Raw genomic sequence first — 19,345 nt, 5'->3', positions numbered from 1 at the left:
CGCGTGTCCCGTTCCCTGTTCCGTGTTCCGTGTTCCCTGTTCCACAACCTGGAGACATCATGAAGAAGACCCTGATCCTCACCGCCGCGCTGCTGGCCGTCGGTGCCGCCCAAGCCCAGTCCGACACGCTCAAGAAGATCAAGGACAGCGCCAGCGTGACGATGGGCGTGCGCGAGTCTTCGGGCGCCCTGTCCTACACGCTGGGCGATGGCAAGTTCACCGGCTTCCATGTCGAGCTGTGCCAGCAGGTGCTGGGCGACGTGCAGAAGCAGCTGGGCCTGGCCAAGCTGGACGTCAAGTACCAGCCAGTGACCTCGCAGAACCGCATCCCGCTGGTGCAGAACGGCACCGTCGACATCGAGTGCGGCTCGACCACCAACAACGCCGCGCGCCAGAAGGACGTGTCCTTCGCGGTCACCACCTTCGTCGAAGAGGTGCGCATCGCGGTCAAGGCGAACTCGGGCATCACCGGCATCGAGCAGCTGACCGGCAAGAACGTGGCGACCACCACCGGCACGACCTCGGTGCAGACGCTGCGCAAGCATGAGCGCGCCAATGGCGTGAACTTCAACGAGGTCTACGGCAAGGACCACGCCGACAGCTTCCTGCTGCTCGAATCGGGCCGTGCCGATGCCTTCGTGATGGACGGCGCCATCCTGGCCGGCAACATCGCCAAGGCCAAGAACCCGGCGGACTTCAAGCTGGTCGGCGAGGTGCTGTCGGTCGAGCCGATCGCCATCATGATCCGCAAGGATGACCCGGCCTTCAAGAAGGCGGTCGACGACGCGCTGAAGTCGCGCATGAAGTCCGGCGAGGTCGCTCGCCTGTGGACCAAGTGGTTCGAACAGCCGATCCCGCCGACCAACACCAAGGTCGGCATGGCGGCCAACGAGAACACCAAGGCTGCGTGGGCCAATCCCAACGACAAGCCGATGGAAGACTACGCGAAGAAGTGACCCACCCCCGACGCGCTGACGCGCGTCCCCCTCAAGGGGGCCATCCCAGTGGACCGGCGAAGCCGGATCCACGGGATGCGCTGGGTTTGACCGAGTTCCGTGCTGCCGGTGCCCTGGTCGGACCGCTGGCCTACATCTGATTCTTTGGGAGCCACCGGTGTCCAACTGGGACTGGCAAGTCTTCTGCAAGAGCACGCTCGAGGGCGAGGTCATTGCCGGCTGCTTTGGCCGTGACGGTGATGTCACCTACCTCGACTGGCTGCTGAGCGCCTGGGGCTGGACCCTGTCGGTGGCCGTGCTGGCGCTGCTGGTGGCGCTGGTCGTGGGCTCGTTGATCGGCATCCTGCGCACGCTGCCGCACCGGGGCTGGGCCTTCTTCGGCAATGCCTGGACGGAGCTGTTTCGCAACATCCCGCTGCTGGTCCAGATCTTCCTCTGGTATCACGTGCTGCCGCAGATTTTCCCCGTGCTGAAGGGCGTTCCGAGCTTTGTGCTGGTCGTCGTCGGCCTGGGCTTCTTCACCTCCGCGCGCATCGCCGAGCAGGTCAAGGCCGGCATCCAGACCTTGCCGCGCGGCCAGCGCTATGCCGGTCTGGCGATGGGCCTGACGCTGGGCCAGACCTATCGCTACGTGATCCTGCCGATGGCCTTTCGCATCGTCATCCCGCCGCTGACGAGCGAGAGCATGAACATCATCAAGAACTCCTCGGTGGCCTTCGCGGTCAGCATCGCCGAGCTGACGATGTTTGCGATGCAGGCGCAGGAAGAGACCTCGCGCGGCATCGAGATCTACCTCGCGGTGACGGGCCTGTACTTCATCTCGGCCTTCACGATCAACCGCATCGCGCAGTTCATCGAACAGCGTGTGCGCGTGCCGGGCATGGTCGGCGGAGGTGGCAAGTGAACCTCGACTTCGCATTCTTCACGTCCGACGTCATCGGCAGCTTTGTCCTCAAGGGCCTGATCTTCTCGATCCAGCTCACGCTGGTCGCGATGGTCGGTGGCATCGTGCTGGGCACGCTGCTCGCGCTGATGCGCCTGTCGGGCAAGCCCTGGCTGGTGGTGCCGGCGGCGGCCTATGTCAACACCATGCGCAGCGTGCCGCTGGTGATGGTCATCCTGTGGTTCTTCCTGCTGATCCCGCTCTTGATCGGACGGCCGATGGGCGCGGAGCTGTCGGCCATCGTGACCTTCACGCTGTTCGAGGCGGCCTACTACTCGGAGATCATGCGGGCGGGCATCCAGAGCGTCTCGCGCGGCCAGGTCCATGCGGGTTATGCGGTGGGCATGACCTACCGCCAGACCATGCAGACCATCGTGCTGCCGCAGGCCTTCCGCAACATGCTGCCGGTACTGCTGACGCAGACCATCATCCTGTTCCAGGACACCTCGCTGGTCTACGCCATCGGTGCCTACGACCTGCTCAAGGGCTTCGAGGTGGCGGGCAAGAACTTCAACCGCCCGGTCGAAACCTACCTGGTCGCCGCCGGGGTGTATTTCGTCATCTGCTTCAGCCTCTCCATGTTGGTCAAGCGTCTGCAGGCCAAGATCCAAATCATTCGGTAAATGAAGCCCCCGGCCGGGGTACCGACCGCCCCCCAGGGGGGCCTCGGCCCGCTTGGGGCGGCCCGGCGCAGGCCGAGCGCGCTAACAGGAGTTCAACGTGATCAAGATCGACAACGTCAGCAAGTGGTACGGCAGCTTCCAGGTCCTGACCGACTGCACGACCCAGATCAGCAAGGGTGAGGTGGTGGTGGTCTGTGGCCCGTCGGGCTCGGGCAAGTCCACGCTGATCAAGACCGTCAATGCGCTGGAGCCGATCCAGAAGGGCGACATCGTCGTCGACGGCATCAGCATCAGCGCGCCGACCACCGACCTGCCCAAGCTGCGGTCGCGTGTGGGCATGGTGTTCCAGCACTTCGAGCTGTTTCCGCACCTGTCGGTGACCGAGAACCTGACGCTCGCGCAGATCAAGGTGCTGGGCCGCAGCAAGGACGATGCGCTCGCGCGTGGCCTGAAGATGCTCGACCGCGTCGGCCTGTCGGCCCACAAAGACAAGTTCCCCGGCCAGCTCTCGGGCGGCCAGCAGCAGCGCGTGGCGATCGCCCGGGCGCTGAGCATGGACCCGATCGTGATGCTCTTCGACGAGCCCACGTCCGCGCTCGACCCGGAGATGGTCGGCGAGGTGCTCGATGTCATGGTGCAACTCGCCCACGAGGGCATGACCATGATGTGCGTGACCCACGAGATGGGCTTCGCCAAGAAGGTCAGCCACCGCGTCATCTTCATGGACGCGGGCAAGATCATCGAGGACTGCAAGAAGGACGAGTTCTTCGGCAACCCGGAAGCCCGTTCGCCGCGGGCGAAGGACTTCCTGTCGAAGATCCTCAGCCATTGACCCGCCCCAGGAGCGCCTGCGTCGCGTGCCCTGCAGGGGGCGCGACGGCCGGGCTGGCGCATCCACCTCCCGCGTCCCTTCCCGCGCCACCTCCCGCGTCGCTGCTGGATCGTCGCGGTGCGCGTGGCAAGGTCGCGTCCGATCCGCAAGGACAATCCGGCCATGCCTGAATCGTCCGCCCTGTTCGGCCCGCCGCGCCCGTGGTGGCGGCCGGTGCTGCGGATGCTGCTGGTGCTGGCAGCGGTGGGCACCATCGTGCTGGGCGCCTGGCTGGGTGACGTGCTCAGCGAGCGTCAGGGCATGGCGGCGTTGCGGCAGGAGTCCAACCACCGGCTGGACCTGTTCGCGGCGGTGGTCGAAGGCCGCATCCGTCGCCTTGAACACGTGCCGGCCACGGTGCAGCTCAGTGCCGACGTGCTGGCGCTGTTGCGTGCCCCTGCCGAGCCACGCCGGGTGGCCGATGCCAGCGGCTACCTGCGCCGGCTGAACGCGCACCTGGGCAGCGTCGCGGTGTTCGTGCTGGACGAGCGTGGCACCGTGCTCGCATCGAGCAACAACGACCAGAACGACGACAGCCTGGTCGGCTCGGACATGGCCTACCGGCCGTATTTCCTGGAGGCGCTGGCCGGCCGGGTCGGGCGCCATTTCGCGATCGGCGCGCGGCGTGGCGAGCCGGGCTACTTCGTCTCGCACCCGATCCGCGACGGTGCCCGCGTGGTGGGCGTTGCGGCGATCAAGATCAGCCTGTCGCCGATCGAGCAGATCTGGGAGATGCTGGGCGCCCCGGCGCTGCTGGCCGATGCCAACCAGGTCGTCATCCTGTCCTCGCAAGCCGAGTGGCGCTACACCGCGCTGGCCGAACTGCCGCTGGAGCGCAGGGTCGACCTGCAGATCAACCGGCTTTACGACGACCTGCGCATCGCCCGTTTCCCCTTGCCGGTGCAGCTGTCGGTCGACGAGGAAAGCCAGGTCGTCGAAGGCGTGCTGCCGGCTGGCAATGCCGGGCTGGCGCGCGGCAGCGCGGAGATGCTGGTGCTGGGCCGTGCGCTCGACGGCATGGACTGGCGCGTGCTGATCTTCTCGGACCTGCGCGGCGTGCGCCTGCAGGCCATGCGCTTCGGGATGCTGTGCGGCGTCGCCGTGGCCTTTGTGCAGCTGCTGGCGCTCTACCTGCTGCAGCGGCGCCGGCTGCTGCGCCAGAAGCTGGAGGCCAAGCAGATGCTCGAACGGGTCAACACCGAGCTGGAACACAAGGTCGCCAAGCGCACCCGCGCACTCAGCGAGACCAACACGCGCTTGCGCAAGGAGGTCGCCGAACGCGAGCAGGCCGAGTTGACGCTGCGCGCGGCCCAGGACGAGCTGGTGCACGCCGGCAAGATGGCCGTGCTGGGCCAGCTCGCCACCGGCATCACCCATGAGCTGACGCAACCGCTGGGCGCCATTCGCACGCTGTCGGGCAATGCCCGTGAGTTCCTGCGCCGGGGCGACCTGGATGCGGTCGGCGGCAACCTCGACATCGTCGCCCGGCTGGCCGACCAGATGGGCGGGATCATCCATCCGCTCAAGAGCTTTGCCCGCAAGTCGGCCGCCCAGCCGTCGGCCACCGACGTGGCCGTGGCGGTGCGCCATGCGCTGTTTCTCTATGACCAGCGGCTGCGCAAGGAAGGCGTCACGCTGGACAACCGCTGCCCGCCCGAGGCCGGCCTGCCGCGTGTCTGGTGCGACCCGAACCGGCTGGAGCAGGTGCTGATCAACCTGATCGGCAACGCCGTCGACGCGATGCAGCAGCGCCCCGACCGGCGCCTGTGCATCGAGGCCGAGCTGGTGGGGTCCGAGCTGCTGCTCAAGGTCATCGACAACGGCCCCGGCTTCGACGCCGCCACCCGCGAGCACCTGTTCGAGCCCTTCTTCACGACCAAGCCAGCCGGTGCCGGCCTGGGCCTGGGGCTGGCCATCTCGCGCGACATCGTGCGAGAGTGTGGTGGCGACCTGGAGGCGCACAGCCCCGCCAGTCCGGCCCATCTTGCCGATCCGGCCGATCCCGGCGGCCCGGGCGCCTGCTTCGTCCTGCGCTTGCCGCTCGCGCCTGAGGCGCCGCTTCCTTCAACATCCGCCACCGATCCCACGCCATGAGTTCCGAGTTGACCGTCCTGCTCGTCGAGGATGACCCGCATGTGCAGCTGGGCTGCGTGCAGGCCCTGCAGCTGGCCGGCCTGCGTGTGCAGGCGGTCGCCAGCGCCGAGGCGGCGCGACCGCGCATCGGCGCGGACCTCGCCGGCATCGTCGTCACCGACATGCGCCTGCCCGGCGCCGACGGCCTGAGCCTGGTGCGCGACTGTCACGCGCTCGATGCCGAGCTGCCGGTCATCATGATCACCGGCCATGGCGACGTCAGCCTGGCGGTCGAGGCCATGCGCAGCGGTGCCTACGACTTCATCCCCAAGCCCTTTTCGCCCGAGGTCTTCGTCGAGGTCGTCAAGCGGGCGCTGGACAAGCGCCGGCTGACGCTGGAGGTGGCTGCGCTGCGCCGTGCGCTCGGTGTGCGAGAAGGGCTGGCGGGCCAGCTGGTCGGCCGCTCGCCGCAGATCCTGCGGGTGCGGCAGATGGTGCTGGAAGTGGCCGACACGCCGGTCGATGTGCTGATCCGTGGCGAGACCGGCACCGGCAAGGAGGTTGTCGCCCGCGCGCTGCACGAGCACTCACGCCGCAAAGCGGCGGCACATGTCGCGCTCAACTGCGGCGGCCTGCCCGACAACCTGATCGACAGCGAGCTGTTCGGCCACGAGGCCGGCGCCTTCACCGGCGCGCAGAAGCGCCGCATCGGCAAGATCGAACACGCCCACGGCGGCACGCTGTTCCTCGACGAGTTGGAGAGCATGCCGCTGGCCGTGCAGGTCAAGCTGCTGCGGGTGCTGCAGGACCGGGTGGTCGAGCGCCTGGGCTCCAACCAGGGCCAGCCGGTCGATGTGCGGGTGGTCGCAGCCACCAAGGACGACCTGTTGCAGCGGGCCCGCGAGGGCAGCTTCCGCGCCGACCTCTACTACCGCCTCAACGTCGTCACCATCGACCTGCCGCCGCTGCGCGAGCGGCGCGAGGACATCCCGCTGCTGCTGGAGCATTTCATGCTGCTGGCGGCCAGCCGCTACGGCCGGCCCCAGCCGGTGCCGACCACCGCGCAGATGCACCGCCTGATGGCGCACGACTGGCCGGGCAATGTGCGCGAGCTGCGCAACGTCGCCGAATGCCTGGTGCTGGGCGTCATCAAGGAGCCGCTGCTGAGCGCCGAGCCAGCGGGCATGGTGGAGCCGGTCGACGCGGACACGCCCGGCTCCGTGGCCGAAGGCGCTTCACTGGCTGAGCGCGTCGATGCCTTCGAGCGTGGCCTGATCGCTGATGAGCTCAAGCGCCAGGACCAGAACGTCAGCCGCACCGCCAAGGCGCTGCGCATGGCCAAGACGACGCTGGTCGACAAGGTGCGCAAGCACGGGCTGATCGGCGGCGAGTGAGGCCGTTCAGGCCGAGGGCGTCTGCCCTTCGCGCGAGCGCAGGCCCCAGCGCCACAGCCATTCGCTGGGCATGGGCAGGACCATGAACCAGTGCTCCAGCACCGCCAGGCTCAGCAGCGTGGCGACCAGCGCGGCTGCGCAGGCCTGGTAGGGCGTGGCGGTCGGCGCGACGGCGACGTCCCAGACCGCCACGGCGGCGGCGGTCGAGGCGATCACGCTGCTGGCGAACAGCGCGTTGCCGGGCCGCTGGCGGAAGTAGCTGTGCAGGTAGCGCAGGTGGGCCGGCAGGAAGCTCTCCGACAGGTTGCGCACGCCCAGGTAGACGTTGAGCTTGGCGGAGGTCCGCATCACCCACAGCACCACGAAGGTCCACAGCGCGACCGTGTTGGGCTGCTGCCAGGTCAGCGCCAGCACCGTCGCACCCAGCAGCAGCAGGGCCAGCTCGTGGTACAGGATGGCGGCCAGCGCATGGCGCAGGCGGCGCCAGCCGCGCGCCTCGGGTGGACAGGCGATGCGGCGCGGGCCGGTCACGTAGCCGAGCAGGAAACCCAGTTCCTGCCAGCCCCAGACGGCGATGGTGGCGCTGAAGGCCAGGTAGGCATCGGCCACGCCGGTGTCGCCGGCCGAGGCCGAGATGCCCGCCAGCGCGACGCCCAGCAGCAGCGTGGCGACGGCCATCAGCGCCGGGTGGTGCGCCCTTGGCAGACCGTTGAGGTAGAGGATGACGCCGGTGCTCAACCACCACACCAGCACGGTGTAGAGCACGGCGGCAAGCAGCGTCATCGCCGTCTCACCAGGCCGGCGCGACGCGGATCTCGGCCGGCAGCTCGTGGCGCTGGACCGGGTGCAGGTAGAGCTTCAGGAAGGTCCAGGCCGCACCCGCCGCGCAGACACCCTGCTGCAGCTTGCCGATGACGCCGCCGCGGGCCTTGGCCGCATCGGCCTTGAGCGACCAGTGCAGCAGACGGTCCAGACCGGTGCGGAAGCCCGGCGAGGCGGTGTCCAGGCTGATCGGGAAGACCTGCTTCGAGATGGCGGTGGTGATCTCGAACACGCGGTGGTCATAGGCGGTGGCGTCCATGCCCAGCGCCTCGCACAGCCAGGGGCGGGTGTGGTCGCGCACGTACATCGTGGCGTAGACGGCCAGCAGGAAGAAGCGCACCCACAGCAGGTTGGCGCCGCGCAGCAGATGGGGCTGGGCCCGCATGATCAGCGCGAAGGATTCGCCGTGCCGGAACTCGTCGTTGCACCAGCGTTCGAACCACCGAAAGATCGGGTGGAAGCGCAGTTCCGGGTGCTTCTCAAGCTGCCGGAAGATGGTGATGTAGCGGGCGTAGCCGATCTTCTCGGACAGGTAGGTCGCGTAGAAGATGTATTTGGGCTTGAAGTAGGTGTAGGCCTTGGTCCGCTTGAGCGCCAGCAGGTCCACGCCCAGGCCGAAGTCCTTGAGCGACTGGTTGATGAAGTTGGCGTGGCGTGACTCGTCGCGCGTCATGTAGCGCATCAGCGCGCGGATGTCCGGGTTCTGGACGTTCTTCTGGATCTCGTTGTAGAGCACGCAGCCGGAGTATTCGCTGGTCAGCGAGCTGACGAGGAAGTCCTGGAAGTCACGCCGCAGCTGCGGCGACCACTGGGCCGACAGGGCGGCCACCTCGGCGGCGAACTCGGGCGTGCGCTGGAAGTGGTCCTGGTTGTTGTCGCCTTCGTATTCGGCCAGCATGGCGTCCCATTCGCGGCGCAGCGGTGACATGTCCAGCGCGTCCATCGCGGCATGGTCGGTCGTGTAGAAGCGCGGCGTCAGCAAGCTGCTGCGCTTGGCCAGCGCAGCGGCGTCATCGGGGGTGTTGAGGTCGAGGGTGTGGTCCATCGTCGTCTCCCGGGTCACGTCTCAGGGGGTGATGAGCTGGGCGAACACGGCCGCATGGGTCGGTCCGAAGGATTCAAGGTCGATGCGCCGGCCCGTGCCCGGATCGAACAGCGTCAGCCGCCCGTCGGCCCGGCCCAGCAGCTGGAAGGGTGTGGCAGGGCCCAGCCCTTGGCGACGCCGCTCGCGCACGAGGCCGCGCATGGTGCTGCGCAGGAAGCCCTGCGTGCCCGGCGCGACCGTGCCGCGCACGGCCCCGCTGTCGGCATCGCGGATCAGGATGGCGCCGTCGTCGCGGTCCTCGAAGTGCAGGTTGACCGTACGGACAGTGGCCGCGTCGGCCCGCTGGACCGGGCTGACGCCCGCGCCGCGCACGAGCGCTGTGCCCAGCACGGCGCTCAGCAGCAGCACGCCGATGGCGAGCAAGGGCAGCCGGGGCGCGCGACTCAGGGGGTGCGATTCGACGGTCGACATGGCGGGGCGTTCTCGGCTGGTGATCGGGGCGCGGTCAGGTGGTCAACAGGCCGTGCCGGTCCGGTGCCCGATCCGGCACGGCGCTCGGCACATCGCTCGGCACATCGCTCGGCACAGGGATCAGGACCGGTGCCGGGGTCTGAGTCTTGGTCGGTGTCTGGGTCTTGCTCTGGCGGCTCATCGCCTGACCCTGCACCGCCTGCCATGCGTGCGTCAGCCGCTCGGCGGCGAGCGCCGCGTCGGGCAGGGCGCGCAACATCGGCTCGGTCGACTTCAGGTGCCAGGGGCGCACATGCGGCCACAGGTGCAGGTAGGCGATGCGGTCGCCATCGCTCAGCACCAGCGCCAGGTCGCCGCTGCCGTCACGGTGCGGCTTCAGGCGGGCGGTGGCGATGCGCGTCAGCGGCAGGTTGTAGGTGATGCCCAGCACGACGCCGATGCGCATCACCACGCGCCGGCTGGTGACCGTGTAGAGCGTGCTGCGCGCCATCAGCCAGCCCAGGCCCAGCAGCAGGCCGCCGGCCACCGCCATCGGCATCAGCATGCGGGCCAGCGCCAGCGCGGTGGTCGTGGCGTCCTCGCCGTCGAGCTGGCCGGCCACCAGACGCCAGACCAGCAGCGCCACAAAGTAGATGCCGATGCGGTCGAGCCAGAGCGCCTGCCGGGCCAGCGACAGGCCCTGCGGCCGGCCCTGCCACAGCACGGTCTCGCCCGGCGGCAGCGGCTCGGGCAGGCCGGGCAGGGCCTCGAACTCGTGTTCGTGCTCGGGCGCCAGCCGGTCGACCGCCTTCACAGCAGCGGCTCCTGGCGCTGCGGCGTCGCATACAGCGTGCCGGCGCCGTAGCAGGCCATGATCTTTTCCTCTTCCAGCAAGGTCACCTGCTCGGGGTGGCGCGTGTTCGGCACCTCGCGCAGCTGGTGGCCCAGCAGGGACTGCACCCGCACCGCCCGCGACTGGATGCGGGCGAAGTTCATCGGCAGCAGCACATGTGCGCCGCCGTCGACGCGGACCTCAAGGTAGCGCAGCAGCATCTCGGCGCGGTCAACCCACAGGTCGACGACCCGGCCGCCTTCGACGCCGTCATCGCCCAGCACGGGCAGGCCGCGCGGATCGGTGTCCTTGGACGAGATGCCGAAGCCCGGCGCCACCCGCAGCGGCACGATGCGTGGCGTGCCGTCGACCTGGGTGTCGGGCACGTCGGCCCGGTTGGCCCAGCTGCCCGGACCGACACCGGCGTGCAACGGGTTGCCGGTGGGCGTCAGCGGCATGCCGCGCCAGACGCCTTCGTGCAGCGGCGGCTGGTTGTCGCGCCGGTTGCTGGGTGCGTGCACCGTGCGGCCGTCGGCCAGCCGGTAGCTGACCGGATCGGGCACCGCCGGGTAGCCCTGGACCTGGATCGAGCCGGAGCGGTCCGATTCGAGCGGATAGCCCTCGCGCTTGTTCTCGCGGTGCAGGTAAATGATCAGACCGGCGAAAAACAGCCAGAAGGCATAGAGCGCGAGTTGCGCCACGTCGATGTAGCCCGTGATGGCACCTGTTTGCATGGAAGTCTCCAGAGGGTTGGGCGTGGAGGGTTCAGCCCGGGAACTCGGCCAGCCCGAGGCGCTGGTTCGGGAGGGACGACAGGTCCACGGCACGCGGCTCGCGCCGCACCAGGGGACCGATGGCCACGAGCGTGGCGAACAGCAGCGCCAGCTCGGTGTGATAGACGACGCTGTAGGCGACCTGCGGCTCGGACATCGCCTCGCCCAGCCAGCCCGCCGTGCCCAGCAGGTGCACCGCGTCGCGCAGCGTGCCGCCCAGCGCGACGGCCACGCCGGCCGCCGTGGCCTGCACGGCACCCCAGGCGCCCAGCGCCAGGCCGGCGCCGTCGTCGCGGGCCATGCCCATGGCGATGACCAGCGTGCAGACCGAGAACAGGCCGCTGCCCAGGCCGATCAGCAGGTTGCCGGCGCGGAACAGTCCGCCCGAGCCCAGCGGCGCGGCGAACACCACGGCCGAGAAGGCGACGATGCCGATCAGCAGGCCCAGCGCCGCGAGGCGGTGCGGGTCGACGCCGCGTGGCAGCCAGCGGGTGGCGAGCACGAAGGCGCCGACCGAGCCCAGCGCCATCATGGCCGTCAGCAGGCTGGTGGCCGACACGCTCAGGTGCAGGATCTCGCCGCCATAGGGCTCCAGCACGATGTCCTGCATGCTGAAGGCTGCGGTGCCAAGCGCCAGCGTGACGAGGAAGCGCAGCGTGTGCGGGCGCCCCGCATAGCGTTGCCAGACCTGCCGGAAGGGCTCGCGCGGCGTGGCGATGGCGGATGCATCGGCCGCTGCGTCTGTGTTGTGTTGGGCGGTCCGCGGCTCCTGCTTCCACAGGGCGACAAGGTTGAGCAGCAGCGTGACGCTGGCCGCGCCCTGCACCACGCCCACCAGCCGGGTTGGGGTGTAGCTGGCGAGCACCAGGCTGAAGACCGCGCTGGCGCCGACCATGCCCAGCAGCAGCATCACGTACATCAGCGCGACCACGCGCGGGCGGGTTTCGGGCGTGGCCTGATCGGTGGCCAGCGCGAGGCCGGCGGTCTGGGTCGTCTGCATGCCTGCGCCGACCATCAGGAAGGCGGCCAGCGCGGCCACCAGGCCGGTCCAGCGGGCGGCGTCCGCCACACCGGCATGGCTCGACAGCAGGATCAGGCTGAAGGGCAGGATGGCCAGGCCGCCGAACTGCAGCAGCGTGCCCATCCACAGGTAGGGCACGCGGCGCCAGCCCAGCAGCGAGCGGTGGGTGTCGGACCGGTGCCCGACGACGGCGCGGAAGGGCGCGGCCAGCAGCGGCAGCGCCACCATCAGCGCGACCAGCCAGGCCGGCACACCCAGCTCCAGGATCATCACCCGGTTGAGCGTGCCCACCAGCAGCGCAGCAGCCATGCCCACGCTGACCTGGAACAGCGCCAGCCGCAGCAAGCGCGCCAGCGGCAGGCCAGGGCTGACGGCATCGGCAAAGGGCAGGAACTCCGGCGTCAGGCGCGACCATTGCCGCGCCAGACGGGCGTTCAGGCGAACGGCCGACGGGGCGTTGGCGGGCGTGCCGGCGGTGTTCATGGCCGGACCAGCTCCAGCGCCTGCGAGGTGTAGAAGCCGCTGGCGATGCGGCGGGTGCGGGCGGCGGGCAGCTCACGCAGGACCGCATCGGCGGCCAGGCTGCGGTGCAGGCGCTCGCCGGCCACCGGCACGATGGCCGGCGAGCGGTTGCCACGCGGGAACAGCTTGCCGACCGCCTTGAACAGCACCAGCGCGGGCGAGCTGGGCGCATAAGTGAACAGCACCGAGCCGCGGCAGCGCGGCGCCAGCCGGGCCAGCGCGGCCAGCGCGTCGCGCGACTCGTAGTGGATCAGCGAGTCCATGCAGACGATGTGATCGAAGCGGCCATGGCCGGCATCGAGCATGTCGCCCGCACGGAACTCGATGCGGCCCGAGCCTTCGATGACCGGCTGACGGGCGCGCGCCAGCTCGATCAGCGCGGGCGACAGGTCGATGGCCAAGACCTCGGCACCCCGGCGCGCCGCCTCGACCGCCAGCGCGCCGGTGCCGCAACCGGCATCGAGCACGCGCCGGCCGCGCAGGTCGGCCGGCAACCAGGACAGCAGCGTCGCGCGCATCTGGTCCCGGCCGGCCCGCACGCTGGCGCGGATGCGGCCGACCGGCGCATCCGAGGTCAGGCGCTCCCAGGCCTGCACCGCCGTGCGGTCGAAGTAGGTCTCGACCTCATCGCGGCGGCGCTCGTAGCGGCGGGCGGTGTCGCCCGAACGGGGGGTGGTGGCGTCCATCTCAGTCGTACCCGAGCAGGTCGAACAGGTCGCGGTCCTTCATCGGCACCGCGCTGCAGGGCTCGCCGCCCAGCCACATCGAGGCGGCCAGGCGCAGGTATTCCTGCTGCACCCGCTCCAGCTCGGGCGAAGGCTCCATCTCGAACAGCGTGGACTTCTTCAGCCGGCTGCGGCGGATCACGTCCAGGTCGGGGAAGTGGGCTGACAGCTTCAGGCCGATGCGCTCGTTGTAGCGGTCGATCTGGTCGGTCGCGGCGCTGCGGTTGGCGATCACGCCGCCGAGCCTGACCTTGTAGTTCTTGGCCTTCGCGCCGATCGCCTGGACGATGCGGTTCATCGCAAAGATCGAGTCGAAGTCGTTGGCCGTGACGATCATGGCCCGCTCGGCATGCTGCAGCGGCGCGGCGAAACCGCCGCAGACCACATCGCCCAGCACGTCGAAGATCACCACGTCGGTGTCTTCGAGCAGGTGGTGTTCCTTGAGCAGCTTGACGGTCTGGCCGACCACGTAGCCGCCGCAGCCGGTGCCGGCGGGCGGACCACCGGCCTCGACGCACATCACGCCGTTGTAGCCCTCGAACATGAAGTCCTCGGGCCGCAGCGCCTCGGCGTGGAAGTCGACCGTCTCCAGCACGTCGATGACGGTGGGCAGCATCTTCTTGGTCAAGGTGAAGGTGGAGTCGTGCTTCGGGTCGCAGCCGATCTGCAGCACCCGCTTGCCCAGCCGCGAGAAGGCGGCCGACAGGTTGCTGGAGGTCGTGCTCTTGCCGATGCCGCCCTTGCCGTAGATCGCGAACACCTTGGCGGTGTCGATGCGGTCGGAGGGGTCGAGCCCGACCTGCACACTGCCTTCGCCATCGAGGCGGCGACGCATGCTGGCGGGAAGATCGATGACGCTGTTCATGCGGCTGCCTTTTCGGTCGGGACGCCTTCAAGGCGGTCTTCCAGCTCATCGCTGGCGTGTTGCAGCGCGGCGAGGGTGGCCTCGTCGGGCTGCCAGAAATCGCGCTCGCTGGCCTCCAGCAACCGCTGCGCCATGCGCGCCGAGGCGGTCGGGTTGAGGCGGGCCAATCGCTCGCGCATGGCCGGGTCGAGCACGAAGGTCTCGCTGAGCTGGCGGTAGACCCAGGGGGCCACCTGACCGGTCGTGGCCGACCAGCCCAGCGTGTGGGTGAGGTGAGCCTCGATCTGGCGCACGCCCTCGTAGCCGTGTTCGAGCATGCCCTCGTACCAGGTCGGGTTGAGCATGCGGGTGCGGGTCTCCAGCGCCACCTGCTCGCCCAGCGTGCGCACGACCGCGTGCTGGCCGTCGGTCTGGTCGCCGATGTAGACCGGCGCGACCGCGCTGCGCGGGCCCTTGGCGCGCTGCACCGCGCGGCTGACGCCGCCGAGCGTGTCGAAGTAGGTGTCGACCGTGGTCACGCCCAGCTCGACCGAATCGAGGTTCTGGTAGGCCAGCTCAACCTGCTGCAGCACGCTGGCCAGCAGCGCGGCCTTCTGCACCGGCCGGCCGCTGCGGCCATAGGCAAAGCCCTTGCGGCGCACGAAGGTCTCGGCCAGCTCGTCGGTCTCGGCCCAGGCGCCGTTGTCGATCAGGCTGCCGAGGTTGGCGCCGTAGGCGCTTTCGGCATTGCCGAAGACCCGCAGCGCGGCGGTTTCCAGATCGCCACCATGTTCGCGCTGGTGGGCCAGCGCATGCTTGCGCACGAAGTTCAGGTGCTCGGGCTCGTCGGCGCTGGCGGCCAGAAAGGCGGCCTCGGCCAGCAGCCGGATCTGCATCGGCAGCAGGTCGCGGAAGATGCCCGAGAGCGTGACCATCACGTCGATGCGCGGGCGGCCGAGTTCGGTCAGCGTCAACAGCTCGGCACCGGCCAGCCGGCCGTAGCCGTCAAAGCGCGGCTTGGCGCCCAGCAGGGCCAACGCCTGCGCGATCGGCGCGCCTTCGCTCTTGAGGTTGTCGGTGCCCCACAGCACCAGCGCGATCGACTCTGGCAGGCGGTAGCCCTCGGCTTGGTGACGCGCCAGCAGCCGTTCGGCCTGACGGGCACCGTCCTGCACCGCATAGGCGCTCGGCAGGCGCGACGGGTCGAAGCCGTGCAGGTTGCGGCCAGTGGGCAGGATGTCGGGGTTGCGCAGCAGGTCGCCACCGGGCGCCGGTGCCAGGTAGCCGCCGTCCAGCGCATGCACGATGGCCTGCAGCTCGGGGTTGTGGCCCAGCAGGCGGACGGTGCGTGCCAGCGCCTCCAGCGGGGCCAGGCGGTCACGTTCGGCCGAGCGGCCCTCGACCAGCAGCGCCTCGGTGGCGCTGCGGCCTTCGGCCAGCGCCTGCAGCGCCGCGGCGCTCGGCGCCTGACCGGCGGGGAACTGCGCGGCAGCGGCGGCCTCCAGCAGGCTCAGGCGCTGAGCCTGCGTGTGGACGCGGCCAAGCACATGCAGGCCGTTGGGGATCAGCGTCTGCTCCAGCTCCAGCAGATCGCCGTGCAGCCGTTCGATCGCCGCTGGCGCATCGGCGGCAGACCAGGCGGGCGCGTCGGCCGGCATCAGTTCCAGCACCTGGGCCTGGGCCTGCACCAGCGTGGCCAGGCCGGCGCGTTCGAGCGACTGGCCGGGCGGCAGGCTGCGCCAGCGGTTGAGCGTGTCCTTGAGCTCGACCAGACCCTTGTAGAGACCGGCCTGCGACAGCGGCGGTGTCAGGTAGCTGATCAGCGTGGCGGCGCTGCGGCGCTTGGCCAGCAGGCCTTCGGACGGGTTGTTGGCGGCGTAGAGGTAGAGGTTGGGCAGGTCGCCGATCAGCCGGTCGGGCCAGCAGGCACCGGACAGGCCGGCCTGCTTGCCGGGCATGAACTCCAGCGCGCCGTGGGTGCCGAAGTGCAGCACCGCATGGGCGCCGAAGTCCTCGCGCAGCCAGCGGTAGAAGGCCGAGAAGGCATGTGTCGGCGCGAAGCCGCGTTCGAACAGCAGCTTCATCGGATCGCCCTCGTGCCCGAAGGCCGGTTGGATGCCGACGAAGACATTGCCGAAGCGTTCGCCCAGCACGTGCAGGGTCTGGCCGTCGCTCAGCTGGCGGCCCGGCGCCGGACCCCAGTGGGCCTCGATCTCGCGCAGCCAGCGCTCGCGCCGGACGTGCTCGCCCACGGGGATGCGCACATGCACATTGGCGCAGGCGCCCAGCCGGGCCGAGTTGCCCACCAGCAGCCGGTCGCGCAAGGCGTCGACGCTGGCCGGCAGCTCGACCTGGTAGCCCTCGCGCTGCAGCGTCGCCAGGGTCTGGTAGAGCGACTCGAACACGCTCAGGTGTGCGGCGGTGCCGGTGTTGCCGGCGTTGGGCGGGAAGTTGAACAGCACCAGGCCGACACGCCGTTCGGCGCGCTGGCTGCGGCGCAGCTGCACCAGCCGGTCGACCCGGCCGGCCAGCATCTCGGCCCGGTCCGGGCAGCCGTGCATGTCGTGGGCGCTGGCACCGGCGGCGAAGGTGCAGCCGCGCGCGCAGCCGCCGCAGGCCTTGCCGGCGCCGTCGCTGCGGCCGCCAAAGACCATCGGGCTGGTCGCACCGTCCAGCTCAGGCAGGGCGACCATCATGGTGGCCTCCAGCGGCAGCAGGCCGCGGTCCGAGCCGCCCCACTGTTCGAGGGTCTGGAACTCGACGGGCAGCACCGACAGATAGGGCACGTCCAGCTTGGCCAGCAGCGTCTCGGCCGCGTGGGCGTCGTTGTAGGCCGGCCCGCCCACCAGCGAGAAGCCGGTCAGCGAGACCACCGCATCGACCCGGGCACGGCCGTCGCGCAGGAAGAAGGCCTCGACCGCCGGCCGGGCGTCCAGCCCCGTCGCGAAGGCCGGCAGCACGCGCAGGCCGCGCGCTTCCAGGGCAGCGATCACGCCGTCGTAGTGGGCCGTGTTGCCCGCCAGCAGGTAGGACCGCATCAGCAGCAGGCCGACGGTGGCCGGGCCACCCCGTGCGGGCAGGTCGGCCACATCGGTGGTGATGCGCGAGGCCAGCAGCGGGTGGTAGAGACCCAGCTCCGGGTAGTCGACCGGTGCGGCCGGCGTCGAACGTCCGCGCAGCGCGGCACGCGGACCGGCGGCGTAGCGGTCCACCAGCAGGTGGACCATGCCGGCGAGGTTCTCTTGCGAGCCGGCCAGCCAGTACTGCAAGACCAGCAGGTAGATGCGCACGTCCTGCGCGGTGCCGGGGATGAAGCGCAGGATCTTGGGCAGCCGGCGCAGCATCTTCATTTGCTGCGCACCGGCGCCGGCCTTGGACTTCTCGCTGTCGGCGTCCTTGCCGTCCTTGCCGGCATCGCCCTTGCCGCGCAGGCGGCGCAGCATGGCCATCGGGCCGCTGGTCTTGCCGTCCATCGAGAAGCGGCCCATGCGGGTCAGCTTCATGACCGGGGCGGCGCACATGGCGCAGACCATCGCGTCGCAGGCCTCGCGGCGGGCCTGCAAGGCGTCGATGACGGGCAGGAAGTGCTCTTCCATGAAGAGCATCGTGGCGATCACCAGGTCGCCGGTGGCGATGTCGGCGCGGCAGCGGGCCAGCGCCTCGGGCTGGCTGTCCCAGTCGGCGGCGGCATGCACCACCAGACGCACGCCTGGCAGCAGTCGGGTCAGCTGCTGCTGCGCGCGGGCGGCGGCCGAGCTCAGGTGCGCATCCATCGTGACCAGCACGACGCGCATGGGCACGCCGGGGTCAGCGGCTGAAGTGGGCCTTGGCATCGTAGAGGGTCTCCACGGTGATCGCGCCGAGGCCGTGGTCCAGCGCATAACGTTCGGTGTTGCGGCGCGCCTTGCCCCGCACGAAGAAGGGCACCTTGCCGAGCTCGCGCTCGGCATCGGCGGTCCAGGTGGTTGCCGCAGGCGGGGTCGTCTGAGTGGTGGTCTGAGTGGTGGTCTGCGCGATCGGCAGCGTGATCGGGTCGCTCGGCAGGGGGGCGACCGCCGCAGCGGCAGCGGCAGCCGGTACCGGTGTCGCCACGGTCCCCGGCTGGCTGCGGCCGAGGTGCGAGGGCGCAGCGTCCTCATGGAACTCGAAGTCGCCGCGGAACATGCCCAGCAGGTGTTCTTCCAGACCCATCATCAGCGGCTGCACCCAGGTGTCAAACAGCACGTTGGCGCCTTCGAAACCCATCTGCGGCGAGGTCCGGGCCGGGAAGTCCTGCACATGCACCGGCGCGGAGATCACCGCGCAGGGCAGGCCCAGGCGCTTGGCGACGTGGCGTTCCATCTGCGTGCCCAGCACCAGCTCGGGCGTCGCGGCGGCGATGGCGGCCTCGACCTCCAGGTAGTCGTCGCAGATCAGGGCGCTCAGGCCCAGCGCCTTGGCTGCGTCCTGCAGCTCGCGGCTGAATTCGCGGCTGTAGCTGCCCAGGCCGACCACCTCGAAGCCCAGTTCGCGGGAGGCGATGCGGGCGGCGGCGATGGCGTGGGTTGCGTCGCCAAAGATGAAGACGCGCTTGCCGGTCAGGTAGTTGCTGTCGACCGAGCGGGCATACCAGGGCCCGCGCGAGTCCTGCTCGGCGGCGGCCAGGGCCTGATCGGCGTCCAGACCGGCCAGCGCAGCGACCTCGCGGATGAAGTCGCGTGTCGCGCCCACGCCGATCGGCACGGTGCGGGTGCAGGGCAGGCCGAGCTGGCGGCTCATCCAGCTGGCGGCGGTCTGGGCCACTTCGGGGTAGAGCATGACGTTGAAGTCGGCCTCGGCCAGCCGGGCCAGGTCGGCCGGTGTGGCGCCCATCGGCGCGACCAGGGCGACGTCCACGCCGAGGCGGTCCAGCAGCCGGGTGATCTCCTGCACGTCGTCGCGGTGGCGAAAGCCCAGCGCGGTCGGGCCTAGCAGGTTGCAACGGGCGCGGCGGCTGCCGTCCAGCGCCGCGCGTGGCCCGGTCGGCCGCACGGCCAGCCGACGGACCAGCTGGTAGAAGGTTTCGGCTGCGCCCCAGTTTTCCTTGCGCTGGTAGGCCGGCAGCTCCAGCGGGATCACCGGGATCGGCAGGTCCAGCGCCTGCGCCAGGCCGCCCGGGTCGTCCTGGATCAGCTCGGCGGTGCAGGACGCGCCAACGATCATGGCCTGCGGGCGGAAGCGCTCGTGTGCCTCGGCCACCGACTGCTTGAAGCGCTCGGCGGTGTCGCCACCCAGGTCGCGGGCCTGGAAGGTGGTGTAGGTGACCGGCGGGCGCTCGCCGCGCCGCTCGATCATCGTGAACAGCAGATCGGCGTAGGTGTCGCCCTGAGGTGCGTGCAGCACATAGTGCAGCGAGCGCATCCCCGTGGCCACGCGCATCGCGCCGACGTGTGGCGGGCCTTCGTAGGTCCAGAGCGTGAGCTGCATGGTGCG

Annotated in this window: 16 protein-coding genes; 6 read left to right on the top strand and 10 right to left on the bottom strand. The window is 69.9% G+C overall.

The genetic code is table 11. The features are described 5' to 3' along the window. Nucleotides 1-59 precede the first annotated feature (59 nt). The 6 genes from EV685_RS04290 (at nucleotide 60) to EV685_RS04265 (ending at nucleotide 6,860) form a co-directional block, all read left to right on the top strand. Nucleotides 60-956 (top strand): amino acid ABC transporter substrate-binding protein, encoded by an 897-nt coding sequence (locus EV685_RS04290; RefSeq protein WP_130480700.1) that lies wholly within the window; start codon nucleotides 60-62, stop codon nucleotides 954-956. 157 nt (nucleotides 957-1,113) lie between these two features. After that, nucleotides 1,114-1,860 (top strand): amino acid ABC transporter permease, encoded by a 747-nt coding sequence (locus EV685_RS04285; RefSeq protein WP_130480699.1) that lies wholly within the window; start codon nucleotides 1,114-1,116, stop codon nucleotides 1,858-1,860. Further along, a complete protein-coding gene (locus tag EV685_RS04280) occupies nucleotides 1,857-2,522 on the top strand; it encodes an amino acid ABC transporter permease (protein ID WP_130480698.1) in 666 nt (221 codons plus the stop codon). Before EV685_RS04285 ends, EV685_RS04280 begins: the two co-directional genes overlap by 4 nt. Before the next feature lie 97 nt (nucleotides 2,523-2,619). Beyond that, complete coding sequence (locus EV685_RS04275; RefSeq protein WP_130480697.1) at nucleotides 2,620-3,354, top strand: amino acid ABC transporter ATP-binding protein; 735 nt, start codon at nucleotides 2,620-2,622, stop codon at nucleotides 3,352-3,354. Between the two features lie 162 nt (nucleotides 3,355-3,516). After that, entirely contained in the window at nucleotides 3,517-5,487 is a 1,971-nt protein-coding gene (locus EV685_RS04270) for a sensor histidine kinase (RefSeq protein ID WP_207224757.1), read from the top strand. Then, on the top strand, nucleotides 5,484-6,860 hold the full coding sequence (locus EV685_RS04265) for a sigma-54-dependent transcriptional regulator (protein ID WP_130480696.1): 1,377 nt from the start codon (nucleotides 5,484-5,486) through the stop codon (nucleotides 6,858-6,860). The genes EV685_RS04270 and EV685_RS04265 overlap by 4 nt, the downstream gene beginning before the upstream one ends. Nucleotides 6,861-6,866: 6 nt before the next feature. Here the strand turns inward: EV685_RS04265 and puhE are convergent, their stop codons facing one another. Genes puhE through bchB form a run of 10 tightly spaced genes read right to left on the bottom strand, consistent with a single transcriptional unit; the run spans nucleotide 6,867 to nucleotide 19,339 of the window. Then, nucleotides 6,867-7,643: a putative photosynthetic complex assembly protein PuhE gene (gene puhE, locus EV685_RS04260; RefSeq protein WP_130480695.1), complete on the bottom strand. Its 777-nt coding sequence runs from the start codon at nucleotides 7,641-7,643 to the stop codon at nucleotides 6,867-6,869. A gap of 7 nt (nucleotides 7,644-7,650) precedes the next feature. Continuing rightward, complete coding sequence (gene acsF / locus EV685_RS04255) at nucleotides 7,651-8,727, bottom strand: magnesium-protoporphyrin IX monomethyl ester (oxidative) cyclase (RefSeq protein WP_130480694.1); 1,077 nt, start codon at nucleotides 8,725-8,727, stop codon at nucleotides 7,651-7,653. A gap of 21 nt (nucleotides 8,728-8,748) precedes the next feature. Then, a complete protein-coding gene (gene puhC / locus EV685_RS04250) occupies nucleotides 8,749-9,198 on the bottom strand; it encodes a photosynthetic complex assembly protein PuhC (protein ID WP_130480693.1) in 450 nt (149 codons plus the stop codon). Between the two features lie 34 nt (nucleotides 9,199-9,232). Beyond that, entirely contained in the window at nucleotides 9,233-9,991 is a 759-nt protein-coding gene (gene puhB / locus EV685_RS04245) for a photosynthetic complex putative assembly protein PuhB (protein WP_130480692.1), read from the bottom strand. Beyond that, nucleotides 9,988-10,743, bottom strand: a complete 756-nt coding sequence (gene puhA, locus EV685_RS04240; RefSeq protein ID WP_130480691.1) for a photosynthetic reaction center subunit H — start codon at nucleotides 10,741-10,743, stop codon at nucleotides 9,988-9,990. The genes puhB and puhA overlap by 4 nt, the downstream gene beginning before the upstream one ends. Nucleotides 10,744-10,774: 31 nt before the next feature. Further along, nucleotides 10,775-12,286, bottom strand: a complete 1,512-nt coding sequence (locus EV685_RS04235; protein ID WP_130480690.1) for a BCD family MFS transporter — start codon at nucleotides 12,284-12,286, stop codon at nucleotides 10,775-10,777. Continuing rightward, a complete protein-coding gene (gene bchM, locus EV685_RS04230) occupies nucleotides 12,283-13,011 on the bottom strand; it encodes a magnesium protoporphyrin IX methyltransferase (RefSeq protein ID WP_130480689.1) in 729 nt (242 codons plus the stop codon). Before bchM ends, EV685_RS04235 begins: the two co-directional genes overlap by 4 nt. A gap of 1 nt (nucleotide 13,012) precedes the next feature. Next, nucleotides 13,013-13,915, bottom strand: a complete 903-nt coding sequence (bchL, locus tag EV685_RS04225; protein WP_130480688.1) for a ferredoxin:protochlorophyllide reductase (ATP-dependent) iron-sulfur ATP-binding protein — start codon at nucleotides 13,913-13,915, stop codon at nucleotides 13,013-13,015. Beyond that, nucleotides 13,912-17,688 (bottom strand): magnesium chelatase subunit H, encoded by a 3,777-nt coding sequence (locus EV685_RS04220; protein WP_242615442.1) that lies wholly within the window; start codon nucleotides 17,686-17,688, stop codon nucleotides 13,912-13,914. The genes bchL and EV685_RS04220 overlap by 4 nt, the downstream gene beginning before the upstream one ends. A 13-nt stretch (nucleotides 17,689-17,701) precedes the next feature. Then, a complete protein-coding gene (bchB, locus tag EV685_RS04215) occupies nucleotides 17,702-19,339 on the bottom strand; it encodes a ferredoxin:protochlorophyllide reductase (ATP-dependent) subunit B (protein WP_130480686.1) in 1,638 nt (545 codons plus the stop codon). Nucleotides 19,340-19,345: the final 6 nt, after the last annotated feature.

This window comes from Sphaerotilus mobilis, assembly GCF_004216565.1.
In the GTDB taxonomy this organism is placed as follows: Bacteria; Pseudomonadota; Gammaproteobacteria; order Burkholderiales; family Burkholderiaceae_C; genus Sphaerotilus; species Sphaerotilus mobilis.
Note: the sequence above shows the minus strand (reverse complement) of the source record. Positions and strands in the feature narration are given on the sequence as shown.